This is a genomic window from Ensifer sp. 2TAB8 (assembly GCF_052115125.1).
Lineage (GTDB): Bacteria > Pseudomonadota > Alphaproteobacteria > Rhizobiales > Rhizobiaceae > Ensifer.
This window is the reverse complement of the sequence record NZ_JBFRGB010000004.1, coordinates 230268-246351: the sequence shown is the minus strand read 5'-3', so window position 1 is coordinate 246351 and position 16084 is coordinate 230268. Positions and strand designations below refer to the sequence as shown.

At 62.1% G+C, this 16084-nt stretch carries 14 protein-coding genes; 11 read left to right on the top strand and 3 right to left on the bottom strand.

The genetic code is table 11. From position 1 onward, the window contains the following. Position 1: 1 nt before the first annotated feature. Both AB4Z53_RS10680 and AB4Z53_RS10675 read right to left on the bottom strand, forming a co-directional pair. Positions 2-1117: a hypothetical protein gene (locus AB4Z53_RS10680; protein WP_441595775.1), complete on the bottom strand. Its 1116-nt coding sequence runs from the start codon at positions 1115-1117 to the stop codon at positions 2-4. After that, a complete protein-coding gene (locus tag AB4Z53_RS10675) occupies positions 1114-1821 on the bottom strand; it encodes a HemK/PrmC family methyltransferase (protein ID WP_113541425.1) in 708 nt (235 codons plus the stop codon). The genes AB4Z53_RS10680 and AB4Z53_RS10675 overlap by 4 nt, the downstream gene beginning before the upstream one ends. A gap of 217 nt (positions 1822-2038) precedes the next feature. On the opposite strand from AB4Z53_RS10675, the gene AB4Z53_RS10670 reads away from it, so the two are divergent. The 11 genes from AB4Z53_RS10670 (at position 2039) to AB4Z53_RS10620 (ending at position 15265) form a co-directional block, all read left to right on the top strand. After that, on the top strand, positions 2039-3358 hold the full coding sequence (locus AB4Z53_RS10670) for a lipopolysaccharide biosynthesis protein (protein ID WP_441595774.1): 1320 nt from the start codon (positions 2039-2041) through the stop codon (positions 3356-3358). Between the two features lie 67 nt (positions 3359-3425). Continuing rightward, on the top strand, positions 3426-4496 hold the full coding sequence (locus AB4Z53_RS10665; RefSeq protein WP_441595834.1) for a GNAT family N-acetyltransferase: 1071 nt from the start codon (positions 3426-3428) through the stop codon (positions 4494-4496). A gap of 128 nt (positions 4497-4624) precedes the next feature. Continuing rightward, on the top strand, positions 4625-6238 hold the full coding sequence (locus AB4Z53_RS10660; protein ID WP_441595773.1) for a GumC family protein: 1614 nt from the start codon (positions 4625-4627) through the stop codon (positions 6236-6238). Between the two features lie 11 nt (positions 6239-6249). After that, on the top strand, positions 6250-7578 hold the full coding sequence (locus AB4Z53_RS10655) for an O-antigen ligase family protein (RefSeq protein WP_113541429.1): 1329 nt from the start codon (positions 6250-6252) through the stop codon (positions 7576-7578). Next, positions 7571-8332, top strand: a complete 762-nt coding sequence (locus tag AB4Z53_RS10650; protein WP_441595772.1) for a polysaccharide deacetylase family protein — start codon at positions 7571-7573, stop codon at positions 8330-8332. The genes AB4Z53_RS10655 and AB4Z53_RS10650 overlap by 8 nt, the downstream gene beginning before the upstream one ends. Before the next feature lie 9 nt (positions 8333-8341). Next, on the top strand, positions 8342-9586 hold the full coding sequence (locus AB4Z53_RS10645; RefSeq protein WP_441595771.1) for a glycosyltransferase family 4 protein: 1245 nt from the start codon (positions 8342-8344) through the stop codon (positions 9584-9586). Positions 9587-9911: 325 nt separating this feature from the next. Beyond that, the gene (locus AB4Z53_RS10640; RefSeq protein ID WP_441595833.1) at positions 9912-11012 is read left to right on the top strand and encodes a glycosyltransferase family 4 protein; all 1101 of its coding nucleotides are present in this window, start codon (positions 9912-9914) and stop codon (positions 11010-11012) included. A 138-nt stretch (positions 11013-11150) separates the two neighbouring features. Continuing rightward, entirely contained in the window at positions 11151-11513 is a 363-nt protein-coding gene (locus AB4Z53_RS10635) for a VanZ family protein (protein ID WP_291158405.1), read from the top strand. An 81-nt stretch (positions 11514-11594) separates the two neighbouring features. Then, positions 11595-12593: a glycosyltransferase gene (locus tag AB4Z53_RS10630; RefSeq protein ID WP_441595770.1), complete on the top strand. Its 999-nt coding sequence runs from the start codon at positions 11595-11597 to the stop codon at positions 12591-12593. Positions 12594-12622: 29 nt separating this feature from the next. Then, a complete protein-coding gene (locus tag AB4Z53_RS10625) occupies positions 12623-14758 on the top strand; it encodes a glycoside hydrolase (RefSeq protein WP_441595832.1) in 2136 nt (711 codons plus the stop codon). Positions 14759-14845: 87 nt separating this feature from the next. Then, on the top strand, positions 14846-15265 hold the full coding sequence (locus AB4Z53_RS10620; protein ID WP_291158411.1) for a CBS domain-containing protein: 420 nt from the start codon (positions 14846-14848) through the stop codon (positions 15263-15265). A gap of 70 nt (positions 15266-15335) precedes the next feature. Here the strand turns inward: AB4Z53_RS10620 and AB4Z53_RS10615 are convergent, their stop codons facing one another. Beyond that, complete coding sequence (locus AB4Z53_RS10615; RefSeq protein ID WP_441595769.1) at positions 15336-16043, bottom strand: OmpW/AlkL family protein; 708 nt, start codon at positions 16041-16043, stop codon at positions 15336-15338. Positions 16044-16084: the final 41 nt, after the last annotated feature.

Genomic DNA, 16084 nt, shown 5'->3' with positions numbered 1-16084 from the left:
TTCAGTCGAACTGGCCGGCGATCAGCCGGCACCAGTGTTCTCCGGCAATGCCGTTGAAGAAGCCTTGTCCGTCTCGGCAGGCCTGGACGATTGCCGGATCACGAGAGTGAACCACGGTCGAGGCAACATGGACGAAGGCAATCCGGCGTCCGAGCATGGCTTCCATCAGTGCCGGCTGCGTCCGGCCCCTCAGACCCGGAAGGTTGCGTTTGGCGGCGTGATCGACAAGGCAGTCGATAACCGGTCCGGCCTGGCCGGGCAGCGCCAGCACCTGCAGGACCCGCCCGATTTCTCCGGCTTTAACGTAATAGGCGAAGGCACCGACGAGCGTGCCGGTGCGTGCCGTGACCAGCGCGTAGACAAGTGTGCCGTGTTCGGGCTTCTGCTCCGCATCGCCGAGAATGTAGTCGAGTTGTCCTTCAGCCCAGTCGGGGCGCAGCGGAAACTGTCCGATGAAGAGATCGACCACGGCGGCAAAGCCGTTGCGATCGGTTTCCTGAGTTTTGAAGCCGGCCTGGCTTGTGCCGGCGGTTGACACGGCGGACCAGCGTTGTTCGCCCGGCGCCATCCGCTTGCGGTAAGCGCCGTCAACGGCACGCGCAATGGGGGCTGCGAGCCGCGCCGGCCCGATGCGGTTCGATGCAACGCTCAGGCTGAAGGACGCGGGCTGGATGACGCGCACCCAATCGAGACTGTATTGCGGCAGGACGACACCCCGAAGGCGCGTCCACATCTGGGCCGAGACGTCGCTTGCGGTTTCGCTGAAAGAGAGATCCTGCGGGCCGGCGAGAAAGGCCTTGAGGATGCGCGCCCCGGCCAAGGGATCGTTCTCGTGATCCTCGACCATCAGCGAGCCGCAGATGGCTGCCCGCAGCCGGCGGCCATTCAGGAGCATGGGCAGGACGTTGACGCCGACGAAACCGGAGATGGCGCCCTTGTCGTTGACATGCACAAGCGGGCGTATCTCGGGATCGCAGCCGGGGGCGTCGAGGTAGAGCTGCTGCATGTAATCGGCAAGTGCCGGCGGTGGTCGGCCCAGGTCGTTACGGAACACCCGCTGGAACATGCCGGCAATCGCCGGAATGTCCGCACGTTCAAGCGAACGGATTTCGCTCATTTGGACACGCTTCCGGCTCCGTCGTCGATCTTCCTGACGATCGCGACGCGCGGTTTGCCGTCGCGATCGGTCGCAAACGTTACCGGCTCATAGGTCTTGATGCGCGACAGAAGTGCTGCCGCTTGTCGATCCTGGCCCTCGCCGAACTCGAACAGGAGCCAGCCACCCGGCTTCAGAAAGGCAACGGCATCGCGGATCAGCCGCTGGTGAATGGATATGCCGTAGGGGCCGCCATCAAAGGCTTCGCGCGGCTCGCTCTCAAGCAGGTGCGCCCGGTCTCCCTCCAGCCGTCCCGTGGAGATATAAGGCGGGTTGCAGACGATCATATCGACCGTGCCTTCGAGATTGTCGCCTTCGAAGGCGCCGAAGAGATCGCCTTGCCGGATGGAAACGCGTGCGCCGGTTTGTAACCGGTCGACATTGCGGCGCGCCAGCGCAACGGTGCTGTCTGTGAGGTCGGCGCCCCAGACGCGCGCGGACGGAACTTCGTTAGCGATACCGAGCGCGAGATTTCCGGAACCGCAGCACATGTCGATGACGGTCGGCGCCGCCGGGCGATCCGCGAGGACCGATACGGCCTTTCGTCCAAGGAGCTCCGTTTCCTCGCGCGGGACGAGAACGTCGGGTGCCAGCTCAAGCTCTACCCCCATGAAACGATGCAGACGAATATTATTGTCGTTGTGCGGCACGGCCACCCCCTTCATGTCCCCGGTCGAATTGTCGCTGGATAAATCCGTAGACGCGAAGTGCTGCAGACTATTGTAATCGGGTAAACGAAGCTCAAATGCAATTGCGACGCATGCGTTAACGGCGCAATCATCTCTACCTGCTACCTTGCGCGGCGATCAAAGGCGATTGCTCGCTGTCATTGAGTGCGCTCTTGCGAAGTGAACGGCGAGTTGGTGTCAAAGGCGAAACGGAATGGCTTCGGAAAGTGTGAAGGAACGAGCGCACAGACCGTTCCTTTCGATGATCATGTCCTATGCTGCATCCGGCGGCAGCCTCGTCATCGGATCGGCCGCCCAACTCTTGACGTTTGCGATCCTGGCGCGCTGGCTCGGCGTACATGAATTCAGCGTTTTCGTCGCAATAACGGCTGTCGCCAACATCGCCGTGCACCTGTGTGGTCTCGGTGCGATGGAATGCCTGGTGCGTCGCGTGGCGCGCGACCGCAGCATGTATTCGCGCATGCTCGGGCACAACATTCTGCTGACCGCCGTGAGCGGCGTGATCCTGGTCCTGCTCGGTGCCGCCATCCTGCCGTTCTTCTTCACGCTGTCACCGGATCCGTTGACCAATGTCGCAGTGATCACGCTGATGCTGATCACCAACATCGTCTTCGTGCGCGTCATCGTGCTGGCGGAGCAGATTTTCCTCGCCCATTCGAATTTTGCCTCGGCAAACAAGGTGGTCGTCGGTTTTGCCGTGGCGCGTACCATCGCCGCCGCGCTTGCCTGCATCGCCTTCGGCGTTGCGACTGTCGCCTCCTGGGCGGTGTGGCAATTCATCTGTCATGTGCTCGTGGCTGTCGGGTGCTGGCGCGCCGTCAAGGGGTTGGGGCGTCCGATCTACGGCATCGTTCGTGAAGAGCTGCCACTGGGGCTCTATTTCAGTATCCCGTTCATCCTGCGGGCCGTCAGGCAGAACGCCGACCTTCTGGTCTTGAGCCTGGTGGCGACGGCCGAGGTCATGTCGAGCTACAGCGTTGCGCGGCGTATGCTGGAAAGCAGCTATCTGTCAGTCGAGGCGCTGAACCGGTTGATCTATCCCGGCTCCGCAAAGGCAACCGCGGCCGGCCTGCACCATGCGTTCGAGCGTGTGCGCAAGGTGCTGATCGCCGCCACCTCGATCAGTATCGCTGCCGCCATCGCGGTGTTCGTGCTGGCGCCAGTCCTGCCCAGTCTTTTCGGCAAGGACTATGTTTCCCTCGTTTCCTTCGTCCGTACACTCTGCTGGGTGGTTGTCCCGATTGCCATGTGGTCGGTCGCGATGGAGGCGCTCGGCGCGTCCGGCCATCACCCTGCGCGCGCCTCGGTCATGGGGCTCGGCAGCGTGCTCGGCGCCGCGATCACGGCCTGGGCAACCTGGTATGCGCCGCCGACCGGAACGTTCATTTCGTTCTACGTGATCGAAATCGCGATGGTTATCGTCTCCTGGACGGTCTTCTTGCGCTTCGTCCGGCGCGACAGACGAGATGCGGACAGGGCGCCGCTCTCGGCAAGGATGGCCCATGAAGGTTGAGGTCGGGACGATCCACGCGGCAAGACTGCATGGACCCGATTGGCCCGGTTCGGGTGCGCTGCGCGCGATGGAGCTTCGAGACATACCTGCCGTGGGCAGCATGTTTACCCGGATCTTCCGCAAGCGCGAGTACAAGGCGGGTGACGAGCTTCAGAAGTACATCGAGACCATTTTCTTTGGCAGTCCGCTCTATTCGCCCGAGCGCGGCAGTGTTGTCTATGATGACGGAGCAGGCGGCATAGGTAGCGTCATCCTGGCGCTCCCCATGGAATTCTCGGTGCAGGGGCGCCGGACGGTCGCAAAATTGCTCTGCGCTTTCATGTCTGAAGGCAAAGCGGGCGCCCATGGCGCTGCATGTATTGCTCGCGCCATGCGCGCCGCCAAACAGGATATGTGCTTTTCGGACAATCTGTCACCGGTCAGCGCAGATCACGGGGCAGCCGGCGGTGGCATCGTGCTCCCTATCCAGAGCCTCGATTGGCGTCGTTCTTTTCATCCACTGAAAGCATGGGCCTTGATGATCGGTAGACAGGCGCCGCTGCTCAGATCGCGCGTCGTCACAGGGCCGCTTGCCGCGGTCGATCGAATCTTGCGGCGGCGGCACCCCAGGATGAAGCCGGGCGCGCCCAGCGGTTGCGCAACACGTGCCATCGATCCCGCGGCCTTCGTCGACTGTGCCGAGCCAATGCTCCAGCGCTTTGCCGTTAGGCCCGTCTGGTCCCGGAGCGAATTCAACTGGCTGGTGACCGTCGCAGGTCTGAACAGCACCTTGGGAAAGCTTCTTTGCCGTGAGGTCATGGACGAGAGCGAACGCGTGATCGGCGCCTATCTCTACTTCGGCAAGGCCGGTGAAGTGGCGACGGTGCTCAACATCGTCTGTGAGGCCGGCCGCGAGCTAGACGTTACGGCGCAAATGTTCCATTCGCTTGATGCGGAGGGTTACGCTCTTGCTGTCGGCAGCGCGCAGCCGTTCCTGATGAACGCGATCTCGCGCCAAAGGTGGCTCTCCTTCCACCATCGTGGCTATTTCTGCATGGTGACCCGGCATGCGGATCTCAAGGACGCCGTGCAGCGCAACGACATCTATGTCGGTGGGCTTGCATCGGAGAGCTGGAGCCGTTTGCTCACGGACTTCTGACTCCGTGCGTTAAGCAGCAAGTCCTGCCGTTTAACGGAATATTCACCCTGCAACCCTAATCCTGCGATGGAAGGCGGCTCGTGGGATCACGATTTTCGCGTCTCGAAGGGCGTGCGTGAGGGATGCTTATGTATAGGCCGGACGAGGCCGAAAAACGGAGGCCCAGCCAGCCGGAGCACGATCAGCGTGCGCCGGCCGTGAGAGGCTCGTTGCTCGATCTGCTATCGTCTGACACGCCGGTGGCCGAGCACAAGGCCGAAGAGCGCACAAGTCCCCATTCGCAACGCGAAGTGCCCTCAGCCCCAAAGCGACAGGTCGCGGCAGCTGCGTCGCACGCGCCGGTGCGTCGCGACAGTTACCTCCCCGGATTGAGCGAAATCGGCGATATCGGCGTCGATGATATCATCGGCTGGCTGCGCGAGGGGCTCCTCTGGATCGTCGTCGCCGTGATGCTTTGTGTGGCCGCCGCGCTCGCCTATGCGATGACGGCGACGCCGCGCTACAATGTCTATACCGACATCGTAGTCGATCCCTCCAATCTGAACGTCGTCAGCGACGACGTTTTCACTTCCAATCCGCAGCGTGATGCGCAGCTGTTGGAGGTCGAAAGCAAGCTTCGTATCCTCACGTCGCGCAACGTGTTGTCGCGGGTGATCACCCAACTGCGCCTTACCGAGGATCCGGAATTCGTGAAGCCGTCCGCTTTCAGTTCGCTGAAAAGCCTCTTCTCGACGAAGGCGGAGCAGCAAGCGGGAAATGAGCTTGCCGCGATGCGGGCGCTATCGGAGCGGGTCGAAGCCCGCCGCGAAGAGCGTTCCTTCGTCGTGGTGATGAAGGTCTGGAGCGAAGAGGCGACGAAGGCGGTGACGCTGTCCAACGCGATCGTCGCAGCCTTCGAGCAGGAGCTGTTTCAGTCTGCCGCTGAGAGCGCCGGTCGCGTTGCCCAGAACCTGAACGCCCGCCTTGACGAATTGCGCCGCAACGTCACCGAGGCGGAGCGGGCGGTCGAGGACTTCCGCCGCAAGAATGGTCTGCAGTCTACCAACGACGGTCAACTCGTCAGCAATCAGCTTTCGAACGAACTGAACACACAGGTGCTCGACGCCCAGCAGCGCTTCATCCAGGCCGAGACACGCTACCGGCAGATGAACGATGCGATTGCGCAGGGCCGCACCGCGAGTGCCTCGGAGTTTGAGTCCGTCAACATGACGAACCTGCGCGAGCAGCACAACGTGCTCCAGCAGCAGATCGCCTCGATGCAGCGCACCTATGGCGAGCGCCACCCGCGCCTCGTCAATGCCCGCTCCGAGCGTACGACGCTGGAGGGGGCGATGGCCGATGAGGCGCGCCGTATACTCGATCGCGCCAAGGCGGACATGGATCGCGAGCAGCAGGCCTTTGCCGCCTTGCGCGCCAAGGCGAGCGACGAGAAATCCAACGTGTTTTCCGACAACGAAGCGCAGGTGCAGCTTCGCGACCTTGAAAGAGATGCGCGCGCCAAGGCCGCCATCTACGAGACGCATCTGGCGCGCGCCCAGCAGATCACCGAGCGCCAGCAGATCGACACGACCAATGTCCGCGTCATTTCCCGCGCCCTGCCGCCGAACGCTCGAAGCTGGCCGCCGCGGACGGTGGTCCTCCTTGCCGGCGGCGCGATCCTCGGCCTCGCCCTTGGCATTGGCCTGACGCTGACGCGAGGACTCTGGGGCTTCCTGCGCGGACGCCGGTCTGCAGCAGCCTGAGAGGGGACGGCATGACGAGCGCCGTCTATCGTGAAGAGAGCCCGGCGGACCACCTCCGCGTCCGTATAGGAACCGTGCTCTTCATGGCTACGTTCCTGTTTTTCTGGATATCGACCACACCCTTCATCGATCTGACAGGGGCCGCGGTCCTGGATCCTTCCGCCGGCAACTCCAACCGGTTGAACCAGATCATATCACTTGCGCTCTTCGCAGGCATGTTTGCTTATGGGCTCGCGCATCCCATGCGCGGTATCATTCTGCAGCCGCGACCATTGCTGGCCATGCTCTACATCTGGTTCCTGTTTGTCTCGGCGATTTCTGCCTATCCGATGTTTGGCATCAAGGGGACCGTGCTCGCCGTGATGGTGACGATCAATGCCAGCATCTACCTGCTGCTGCCTGCTTCGGAGCGACACTTTGCCAAGATGCTCGGTATCGGCACTCTGTTCATGCTGGCAGTTGCCTACTACGGCATTCTCTTCAAACCGACTCTGGCGATCCATCAGGCTTCCGAGCTGCGCGAGCCGATGAATGCCGGCCTCTGGCGTGGCCATTTCCCTCACAAGAACAGTGCTGCCGCTGCCATGGTGATTGCCGCTTTCTTCGGCCTCTTCGTCATGAATATCTGGTCGCGGCTGGCGGGACTTGCCATCGTCGTCCTGTCGTTCAACTTTCTGCTTCATACGGGCGGCAAGACCTCTACCGCCATGCTTCCAGCGATCGTGATGCTTGCCTGGGTTTTCGAACGGTTCCGTTTCCTACGCATACCGATCGTTATCGGTGGGGTCGGACTGTTCAATCTTTTCGCCGTCGGCTCGGCGGTGTTTAAGCCGCTCAGTGATCTCGTCACCGATCTTGGCATCGATGCGACTTTTACCAACCGCGCCGATATCTGGCGCTTCGCCTTCACGGCGCTCGCCGAACAACCAATCACCGGCTACGGCTTCAAGGCTTTCTGGCAGACCTCGGAACTGGTAAACAGCGGCGGCTCCATCGAGACTTGGGCCGTGGCGGCCGCAAACGGCCACAACTCCTATCTGGACATCGCCCTGATGACAGGGTTTCCCGGATTGATGCTGACCGCAATCTGGTTGTTGGTCCTGCCTCTGTGCAACATAGCGCGCCTTGCCCCGGCAGAGGAGCATTCGCATCTCACCCGGCTTTACATCCGCGTCTGGCTCTACACGATCTTCAACGCTGGTCTCGAAAGCCTGTTTTTCGAGGGGGGCAACGCTTTGTGGTTCACCTTCCTCCTTTCCCTTTACGGCCTGCACCTACAGTCGCGCGCGGTTCTTTCAGTGGCCCCGCAGCAGGTAAAATCTGGAGCCGTCTATGCCTGATCTGCTGCAAACCGTGGACGGCCTCGTCGATCGCGTCGCCAACCGGTTGATCTGGCGTTTCGCGGCGAAGCCGCGCGACGTCGTGACGGATGTGCCGCTCGTTTCCTTCACCTTCGATGACGTGCCGGATACGGCGCTTCACAACGGGGCAACGATCCTTGAACGCCACGGCGCGCGGGGCACGTTTTACATTGCCGGCGGCTTGGCTGATCGCGTCGAGGTCGATCGCACCCTGATCTCGGCCAAGGGATGCGCCGATCTGGCCAGCCGCGGGCACGAGGTCGGTTGCCATACCTTTTCTCACAGCAAGATCAGGCGCCTGGGCGGTGTCGCTCTGGCTCGGGATCTCGACCGCAATGCCGATTATCTGAAGCGCAGCGGCGTCGAGCCGGCGGCGACGAATTTCGCCTTCCCTTACAACGCCGCCTGGCCGCTTTCGCGCCGGGAACTGGGGCGGCGTTACCGCACCTGTCGCGCGGGCGGCGAGAGCGTCAATCGCTCGGGCGTTGACCCGTTGATGCTCAAGGGCGTGGAAATACGTCAGCCCGAGGTGGATGCACGCGCACTGACCGGATGGATCGACGATGTGGTCGCCCGGCCCGGTTGGCTGGTGTTTTTCACCCACGACATCGCCGCCCGTCCGACGCCCTACGGCTGTACGCCGGAGACATTCGAACACCTCGTTGAATACGCGATCGCCAAGGGGTGCGTGGTGCTGCCGGTCGAGCGGGTGCTCGACAGGCTCGGTTGGTAGGGGCGCGCGATGTCAGGGCAGCGGTTGCTCGCGATCAACAATTACTTCTATCGTCGCGGCGGCGCCGAAGCGGTTTTCTTCGACCATATGAAGATGTTCGGCGATATCGGCTGGGACGTGGTGCCCTTCGCCATGGAGCATGAGGACAACGAGCCTTCTCCCTGGTCCGACTACTTCGTCTCCGAGATCGAGTACGGCCGGCGCACGAGCCTGCTGCGCAAGGTCGTGCAGGCGGCGAGTGTCATTTACTCGCGCGAGGCCCAGCGTAACATCGACCGGCTGATCCAGAGTGTCCGGCCATCGATCGCTCACGCCCACAACGTCTACCATCATCTGTCTCCGGCGATCTTCTCTACTCTGAAGCAGGCGGGCATTCCCGTCGTCATGACGGCGCACGATCTGAAGCTTGCTTGCCCCTCCTACAAGATGCTGCGCGTTGGCGCCGTCTGCGAGGACTGTCGCGGCGGGCACGTCTACAATGTGTTGCGTCACCGCTGCATCAAGGGCGAGTTGACCCTGAGCGCTGTGGTGTTCGCCGAAACCCTGGTCCACCGCGCGCTTGGTCTTTACCGCAACCAGGTCGACCGCATCGTCGTGCCGAGCAAATTTTACGTCGAGAAGCTGGTCGAGTGGGGATGGCCACGCGAGCGCATGGTCCACATTCCGAACTTCGTCGACGTCGACGACTATTCCGACCAATGGACAGAGGGCGACTACTTCGTCTTCGCCGGACGCCTGGCGCCGGAGAAGGGGTTGGGAACGTTGATACGGGCGGCGGCATCGTCGCGACAGCGGCTGGTAATTGCCGGAACCGGCCCCGAGGAAGCGATGCTTCGCCAGCTTGCCGAACAGACGGGAGCCGACGTCACCTTCGCCGGCTATCTCTCGGGCCAGGCCCTGCATCGTATGATTGGGGAGGCCCGCGCCCTGGTCCTGCCGTCCGAATGGTATGAGAACGCGCCGATCAGCGTGCTCGAATCCTACGCCCTGGGACGGCCGGTCATCGGAGCATCGATCGGCGGTATTCCCGAAATGATCCGGGAGGGAGAGACCGGGATGACGGCAAGATCCGGTGATGCTGACGATCTTGCACGGGTATTGACGAGGATGGCGACGCTCCCATCCTCCGAGCGCGCGGCCATGGGGGCATCGGGCCGGCATTGGATCGCCAATGAATTCTCGGCTGGCGCCTATCGCGACAGAACACTGGACCTCTATGCGTCGCTTGGAGCGGGGAAGGGGCGGCGCCGTTAACCGTCGCGCGCAATTTGTAGTAACGTGGGCTCGCCGTATGGTTTTTGGTCAGTTATATAAGTGGTCAATAAAATATTTACTTGGTTGGTAAGTATTTCACCGTCAAAAACGGTGTGTACAACCCTCGAGGCGACGCATGAGCAGTAACTCTGATGTCTCGCGAAATCACCGGAAACAGCCGGTGATTGCACCGGAGATCGCACAAACCGGACTGTCCGAGGGGCGCGGGCAGATGCCTCGTCGTGGCTTGGCCTTGTCCGGAAGGCAGCGGAGCCTTGCCGTCCAGAGTGGAGCCGTGGCCTCGAGAGGCGAGCGCAAGCGCGTGATGATGCTGGGCTTGCGCGGCATTCCAAACGTTCAGGGTGGTGTCGAGAAACACGTCGAAATGCTTGCCAGCAAACTTCTGGGGTATGGCTGGGATGTCGACGTCGTCGGACGTCGCCGCTATCTTCAGGACGGTGACCGCTATGCGTGGAACGGGGTCGAGGTAATCCCGCTCTGGTCGCCTCGTCGCATGGCGCTGGAGGCGCTCGTTCATACCTTTATCGGCGTCTGCCTTGCGGCCTGGCGGCGGCCGGACGTATTGCATATCCACGCGATCGGTCCGGCTTTGATGACGCCGCTTGCCCGACTGTTCGGGCTGAGGGTGGTCGTCACCCATCATGGCTACGACTACGACAGACAAAAATGGGGCGCCTTTGCCAAGCGGACGCTAAAGCTCGGTGAGTTCTTCGGCATGCGCTTCTCGAATGGGCGCGTGGCCATATCCGAGGATATCGTTCAAACGATGCGCGCCCGTCACCATGTGTCGATGACGCTGGTCCCGAATGGTGTCGCGATTACGATGCCCTCGGGCGATGCCGGTATTCTGCGCGAATATGGCCTGACACCGCGACGCTACATTCTGCTCGCGGCACGCCTGGTTCCGGAGAAGCGGCAACTCGATCTCATCCGGGCGTTTGCAAAATGCGGATTGACCGACGTGCGGCTCGTTATCGCCGGCGGTGCGGAGTTTGACACGCCGTATGTCCGGGAGGTGAAGACGCTTGCCGGCGAGGTGCCGGGAGTGGTGCTGACCGGTTTTCAGTCCGGCGATAGATTGGCGGAACTCTTCGCCAATGCTGCCCTCTTCGTGCTTCCGTCGAGCCATGAGGGCATGCCGATCGCTTTGCTCGAGGCAATGGCCTACGGCCTGCCCCTGTTGGCGAGCGATATCGTTCCCAACCGGGAGCTGGACCTTGCTTCCGACGAGTATTTCCCGCTCGGCGACATCGACGCACTTGCCTCCAGTATCACCGCAAAGCTTGCCGCGCCGCTCAGCGATGATGAGGTGCGTGAGCGCGCGGCCCATGCGGAGGCGACCTACAGTTGGACAAACGTGGCGCAAAGGACCGCGGCAGTGTATAGCGCATTGCTGGCGAAGTAGGCGGGCGTTCGCGTCTGCCGTGTCTTCGCCGATAAAGTGCGACAGCGCGCCTTGCACCAGTGGACGGGCAGGCAGGCGCCGTCGTGGTCCGTTCGACGATTGCCGTGCCATGCACGCCGCCTGGAAGACAAGCTGATAATGAACCTCAAACGCGCCGCCGGCCTTTTCGCATGGCTCCTGTTTGCCGTGATTGCCTATTCGACGATGTCCCCCCTCGAATTGCGCCCACGCATCGGCCATCTCGTTCATCTTGAGCGGTTCGGCGCTTTCGGTCTGCTCGGTCTGCTGTTCGCGATCGCCTATCCGAAGCACCTGACGCGTGTGCTGCTTCTCGTCTTCGTGACCGCGATCGGCTTCGAACTTCTGCAGATGATTTCGGCGGACCGTCATGCACGCGCGGCGGATGTCGCCGTCAAACTGCTCGGCGGCGTGTGCGGGGTTTTCTCCGGCTGGTTCCTCGTCCGCTATCGTTTGCCGTTGCTGCGTCTGCTGGGGCGGTAAACCAAAACGCAAAATATCGACGGTAAGGTCGCCGGCAACCGGGGCGCGGTTACCCACGCGCTGCTGATATGGGGGAATCGCGTGGCAGTATCCGTCATCATCAAGACGCTGAACGAAGAAAAACGCATCGCCGCGAACATCGAGAGCGCGCTTGCGGCACTCAAGACGGTCGGCGGTGAGGTCATCGTCGCCGATAGCGGCTCCTCCGACAGAACCGTAGAGATTGCATCCCGTTACCCGGTCGTTATCGCCCAGATCAGCCCGCCGGCGCTTCCCAGCTGCGGGATCGGCCCGCAACTCGGTTTCCAGTATTCCCGTCACGAGCACATCTGCCTCCTCGATGGCGACATGCTGCTCGACAGCGATTTCCTCGAGGTGGCCGAGGCCTTCCTGGCCGACAATCCGAAGGTCGGCGGCGTCACCGGTCATGTCCAGGAGATGCTCACCGCCAACCTCGAATTTGCCCGGCGTGTCTCACGCAATTCGCCGGAAAATCGTATCGGCGCGATCGACCGCATGAATGGTGGCGGTCTTTATCGGCGCGCGGCGATCGAGGCGGTCGGTTATCTCTCCGACCGCAATCTCCACGGCTACGAGGAGTTCGACCTCGGCATCCGGCTCAGAAGCGCAGGCTGGAAACTGCATCGTCTTGACCGTCGTTTCGTCCAGCATTTCGGCCACACGGACAATTCCTACCGCCTGCTCGTCCGCCGCTGGAAGAGCAAGTATCTGTTCGGTATCGGCGAGTTGCTGCGCGCTTCGCTTGGCCGGCCCTATTTTCTGCAGCTCATTCGGGAATTGCCGGAGCTCAAGCTCTGGGCGCTGGTCTATCTCTGGTGGGCGGTGTCGCTCGGCCTGCTGCTGTTCATGCCGAACAAGGCGCTCGCGCTCGGCCTCGTACTGGCGATCTTCGCCTGCGTCGTTGGGTTGATGAGCCTGCGTAAAGGCGGCTTCAGCATGGGGCTCTATACCGTTGTCGCCTGGTTCTTCCATGCGGCGGCGCTGCCGGTCGRCTTCTTCCGGGCGCGCCGGAAGCCCGACGCGCCGATCGAGAGCAAGCTGCTCGGAGCGTCGGCGTGACAGGGCGGAGCCTGTTCGCTGCGGCAGCTATGTTCCTCGCCGTCGGCTCGCCCGTGCGCGCTTCCGACCAGTGGCTTCCTGTGCGCGAAGTCTCGCTCGAAATGAGGCCAGGCAGCCCCCTCGACTTCTCTTCTTTTCTGCCGAACGGGACGATCGATGCGGATCGTCGCCTCGTCGCGGGCGCCAATGGTGGTCTCGCCTTTGCGCAATCGCCCGAGAAGCCCGAAAGAATGCTCTGCGCGTCGCTCGCCTGGAGCCCGGCCTCCGGCGGGTTTCCCGATCACCAGACCGCGGATCGCTATGCCCGGCAACTGGCGATGCACGGCTACAATCTCGCGCGCCTGCATTTCGTCGACGCCAGCCTGATGTTCGGCCGCGACAAGGATTTCGACTTCGATCCAGGGACGCTCGATCGCATCCACTATCTGCTCGCGGCGCTGAAGAAGAACGGCATCTACTGGATGATGGATGGCCTTTCGTCGCTGCGCGGCGTCTATGGCGGCTTTGACGACCGTTGGGACGATGGGGGAAACCTCAAGCTCGAGCTGTTTGTGGACGAGCGGGCGTTCGATCACTGGAAACGCATGCAGGAGGTTATCCTTGGACGCGTGAACCCCTACACGGGTGTAGCGCCGATCCGCGACGATGCGCTCGCGGTCGTCATTCTCGCCAACGAGAACGGCATGGAGTTTGACACCGTCGTGCATGATCGGCCGGGCAAGCCGCCTTATGATCCGCAGCTTGCCAAGCCGTTCAACCGCTGGCTGGCGAAGCGCTACGGGTCGACCGAGAAGTTGGCCAAGGCATGGCCCGATCTTCGCTCGGATGAGACGATTGATGCGGGATCAGTCGAGCTTCCTATCGATCGCTATAACGATAGTCCACGGCTGCGCGACCTGCAGGCCTTCTTCACCGAGACGGAAGAGACCACAACAGCGCGCATGAGCGACGTGTTGCGCGGGCTCGGCTACCGCGGCCTGATCAGCAATTACAACAATTGGCCGACGGTGCAGGCGTCGCTTAGCCGGCGCGGTCTGGAAGCCGTCACCATGAACACCTATCACGACTGGGTCAGCGGCTACGCGCCGGGCAGCAAGACCACACAGGTCAGCTCGATCGCCGACGGGGCGAACTATATCCGGATGATCGCTGCGGCGCGCTGGCTGGGCAGGCCCTTCGTGATCAGCGAATACGATCACCTCTTCTGGAATCGCTACCGCTACGAAGCCGGCCTGGCGATGCCGGCCTACGCGGCGTTGCAGGGCTGGGACGCGCTCTGCCGCCACGGTCACGGCCCGATCGTCCTTAGCTATGGCGAGCCTTTCGCACACAAGAGGGCAATGCTGCCCTATGCGATTGCGCTCGATCCGGTCGCCCGCGCCGGAGAGACACTGGCGGCACTGCTCTACCGCCGCGGGGACGTTGCGACATCGGATGTGACGGTACCATTTGCCGTGCGTGGAGAAGAGGATCTCTCCGACGATATGCAGGCGCGGGAACCGGAGCACCTGACGGACCTGGCGCTGATTGGGCGGATCGGACTTGAAGACGCAAAGGCCCTCGACGACGCTGCGGCCGTCCTGCAACCGCGTCAGCAGAACAGCGAAGCACTCCTCGAAAGCCTGCGGCAGAGCGGTGTGCTTCCGGGTGATAACGCCACGAATATCGATGCCGGTATCTACCAGAGCAGCACCGGCGAGATCCTGCTGAACCGCTTTGCCGGGCAATTGCGCGTTGCAACCACGGCAACCGAGGCCGCGGCCTTCTCGTCGCTCCGCGAGCCCATCGATCTCGGCACGCTGAGCATTGAGCGAGCCGACGGCAATGGGCTGATCGCGATCTCGGCGCTCGATGCGGAAGCATCCTTGGCCAAGAGCCGCCGCTTCCTCGTGATCTTTGCGACCGATGCCCAGAACACCGGCATGACGTTTCGCGACACCGAGGAAAAAGTGATCGAGGATTTCGGGCGCCTGCCGGTGCGGATCCGTGAAGGCTATGCCGATCTTTCGCTGGCGCGAAATGCCGCGAGCTGGAGCGTTTCGCCGGTCGGCCTCGACGGGACCGTGCATCCGCCGATCACGCGCGGCAACGGGGGTGTTGCGTTCCGTCTGTCCAACAATGTTGCCTCCGGGCCGACCACCTATTTCCTGCTCGAACTCAGGTAAGCCATCCGCGCTCTCGCGCCTGCGTGGATCAAGGTATGGCCATGATGTCAGCCTATTCTCCGCCGCTTTCATGCAAAGGAGGATACGATGAGAATATCGGAAGCCATGCATCCCGGCGCTCGCTGGATCTCTCCCGAAACCGACATCAAGACGATCGCACGCATTATGCGGGATGAGGATATCGGCGCCTTGCCCGTTGGCGAAAACGACCGCCTGATCGGCATGGTCACGGACCGCGACATTGCTTTGCGCGCCTTTGCCAACGGGCGCGATCCCGCGTCGATGACGGCGCGCGATGTGATGACCAGGGACATCGTCTACTGCCGCACCAATGAAACGATCGAACATGCTGTCCATCTGATGGAGGCGAAGCAGGTTCGGCGCCTGCCGGTGATCGACCAGGACAGGCGCATGGTCGGAATGCTGTCGCTCGGCGACGTATCTCATGCCGGCAGCCGTCAGTTATCGGGTGAGCTCGCCAGGGCGGTGACGGCCCACCATCTCTGAAAGCTGCATTTGCAATTGCGGCGCCGTGATCGGCGCCGCAAACGGTTTTATCAGGCCGATCTGAATTGGATCAGAAGCGGTAGCTGATGCCTGTGCCGATCAGCCAGGGATCAAGCTTGACCTTGCCGCTGACAGCACCTGCGCCGGGCAGCGTCGCGTTGACCTCGGGCTCGAGGAACAGCTTCTTGACGTCGAAGTTCAGGCCCCAATGCTCGTCAAGCTTGATGTCGACACCCGCCTGGAGCGCCACTCCAAACGTGTTCTTCATGTTGAAGCTCGTGAAGTCGCCACGGGGCTTTTCGTTGTAGAACATCGTGTAGTTCACGCCGGCGCCGACATAGGGCTTGATCTCGTCGGTGACGTTGAAGTGGTACTGCAGCGTGAGCGTTGGCGGCAGAAGCCACGCCTTGCCGATTTCACCGAGGCCGGCGATCGAGCCGCTGCCGCGCGCCGTGTGCGGCGTTGTGCCGAGGATCAGTTCGGCGGCGATGTTGTCGGTGAAGAAATAGGTGATGTCGAGTTCGGGCACGACCGAGTTGCTGACACCAACCTTTTCGCCGTCGAGTGCAGTGCCGTTCAGGGAGAGCGAGGCCTTGTCGTCCGGCAGGACGGCCAGTGCGCGGGCACGGATCATCCATGGACCCGGCTCGCTGGCAAGAGGCATTTCCGGTGCTGCTACCGCGCTCGGCTCGGAGAGATCTGCCGCCGTCGCGATCGCGAGCGGCACCGCGAGTGCGGCAAGGAAGACGGCAGATGGTAGAATAGCGCGAATAGGCATAATTTCCGGACCCCCAGAAGAAGTTGAACATCGCCGGTCAG

Bases quoted from the DNA above. Each gene is read 5' to 3' on its own strand.
- AB4Z53_RS10680 (WP_441595775.1), bottom strand. From the start codon at position 1,117: ATGAGCGAAATCCGTTCGCTTGAACGTGCGGACATTCCGGCGATTGCC.
- AB4Z53_RS10675 (WP_113541425.1), bottom strand. From the start codon at position 1,821: ATGAAGGGGGTGGCCGTGCCGCACAACGACAATAATATTCGTCTGCAT.
- AB4Z53_RS10670 (WP_441595774.1), top strand. From the start codon at position 2,039: ATGGCTTCGGAAAGTGTGAAGGAACGAGCGCACAGACCGTTCCTTTCG.
- AB4Z53_RS10665 (WP_441595834.1), top strand. From the start codon at position 3,426: ATGGAGCTTCGAGACATACCTGCCGTGGGCAGCATGTTTACCCGGATC.
- AB4Z53_RS10660 (WP_441595773.1), top strand. From the start codon at position 4,625: ATGTATAGGCCGGACGAGGCCGAAAAACGGAGGCCCAGCCAGCCGGAG.
- AB4Z53_RS10655 (WP_113541429.1), top strand. From the start codon at position 6,250: ATGACGAGCGCCGTCTATCGTGAAGAGAGCCCGGCGGACCACCTCCGC.
- AB4Z53_RS10650 (WP_441595772.1), top strand. From the start codon at position 7,571: ATGCCTGATCTGCTGCAAACCGTGGACGGCCTCGTCGATCGCGTCGCC.
- AB4Z53_RS10645 (WP_441595771.1), top strand. From the start codon at position 8,342: ATGTCAGGGCAGCGGTTGCTCGCGATCAACAATTACTTCTATCGTCGC.
- AB4Z53_RS10640 (WP_441595833.1), top strand. From the start codon at position 9,912: ATGATGCTGGGCTTGCGCGGCATTCCAAACGTTCAGGGTGGTGTCGAG.
- AB4Z53_RS10635 (WP_291158405.1), top strand. From the start codon at position 11,151: ATGAACCTCAAACGCGCCGCCGGCCTTTTCGCATGGCTCCTGTTTGCC.
- AB4Z53_RS10625 (WP_441595832.1), top strand. From the start codon at position 12,623: ATGTTCCTCGCCGTCGGCTCGCCCGTGCGCGCTTCCGACCAGTGGCTT.
- AB4Z53_RS10620 (WP_291158411.1), top strand. From the start codon at position 14,846: ATGAGAATATCGGAAGCCATGCATCCCGGCGCTCGCTGGATCTCTCCC.
- AB4Z53_RS10615 (WP_441595769.1), bottom strand. From the start codon at position 16,043: ATGCCTATTCGCGCTATTCTACCATCTGCCGTCTTCCTTGCCGCACTC.